The organism is Streptomyces sp. NPDC056883, from assembly GCF_042788835.1.
GTDB lineage: Bacteria > Actinomycetota > Actinomycetes > Streptomycetales > Streptomycetaceae > Streptomyces > Streptomyces stoeckheimensis.
The window spans coordinates 1-1,343 of sequence record NZ_JBHUBS010000047.1 but is presented as its reverse complement, the minus strand read 5'-3'; the positions used below and the strand labels follow the sequence as shown (position 1 = coordinate 1,343).

The following is a 1,343-nucleotide window of genomic DNA, read 5'->3' as shown; positions in this document are numbered from 1 at the left end:
CCTTCTGGATACAAGTCATATTCATCGTTCTTTTGTTTTTCATAAGTCATTCTAATTGTGTCGCCATCTCGAATTTTAAAATCTAATGAAATATACTTCCCATCTTGATAAACACGAATTTCGGCATCTTCACGGTTTAATTTATCTATGTCTTTATCTACTCCGTCCTTCTGTAACCTTTGATTTTGTATGCTTACTACTTGATCTATGGCTTCATCATATTTCGCCTTTGTACCGCCACAACCGGCCATGCCGGTTATGGCTGCCAAAAGAGCAAAAGATAAAACAAGTTTTTTTATCATGCCAGTTCCTCCTCTGCTCTAGCGGAGTGTGATTTTTCAACTGTCTTAAATGCTTCTCTCCATTCCTCGAATAAGCAATCTATCGACAGCTTTCCAACACGTCCGTAAAAATCCATAAACAACGCCTGACCTTTTACCATATTCGCAAGCATCTCCTCATTTTGTTTTGTTTGCGGAAGGTTCATCGTCTTTAAAATGTCTGGACGGTCAACATCGTTATCGAAAGCAAAACGCGCACCGAAATTCCCCTTATCATCATCTGTTTCGGAGTCGGCCATATTTTGAGAAACAAGATATAGCTGATTTTTAAAGGAACGTCCTACACGCTTCATATCCTGAACTAATCGCTTACCGCCGCGGGCTTTAGTCAACGTCCAAGCTTCATCGAAAATGATTGCTGTCGGATCATCATGACTGCGGCGACCAAATTTTTCACAGAATTTTGCAAGGCCAATCATAATGCTAAGGCTTTTCCTGTCGCTGTCACTGTAATAACGTGGGTCATCATCTTCATTCGGTAAGTCTAAACCGGCAATTTCTAAAATAGTTACTTTGCGATTCAAGTTAATGGCATCAGCATCCCCATAGCTGAAAACTAATTGAAGAATGCTATTCTGAACCATTTGGACAAGAAGCTCGCCTGCACTCTTAATTGTTGGGTCCTCACTATTCGCTAGATGATCTACAACATGCATAAGCCCAACGGTTTCTCCCTTTGCTTTTCGCTCAATAACCGCATCTAAAGTTTTCAGAACTTCGGTTTTTACAGCATCTTTCCCATGCAAATCATAAATTTGCTCAATGATGTTTTGAGCAGTCTCTTTCGCTTCAAATCCATCAAGGAAGATAATTGGGTCTAAAACGCCAAAATTCTTTTTATCAGAGGCATCAAGCGTGACGTAGTGGAATGAGCGAATCAATTCTACAAACATCGGATACTTAACCCGTACATCTGGATCACTAATCGCTTTCGTAAACCACTTTCGTACCTCCACCTTTGGGTCAGTCATTAATACCTGACAATCCAAGAAAGAGAGATAT

2 protein-coding genes are annotated in these 1,343 nt (G+C 40.2%); both read right to left on the bottom strand.

Annotated features, from left to right (window positions below; all coding sequences use genetic code 11):
• The coding region (locus ACFRU2_RS42160) for a cystatin-like fold lipoprotein (RefSeq protein WP_382981604.1) at positions 1 to 302 on the bottom strand (302 nt) is incomplete at its 3' end.
• Positions 299 to 1,343, bottom strand: a 1,045-nt coding sequence (locus ACFRU2_RS42155; RefSeq protein WP_382981603.1) for an ATP-binding protein, incomplete at its 5' end; no start/stop codon positions are given. The genes ACFRU2_RS42160 and ACFRU2_RS42155, both read right to left, overlap by 4 nt.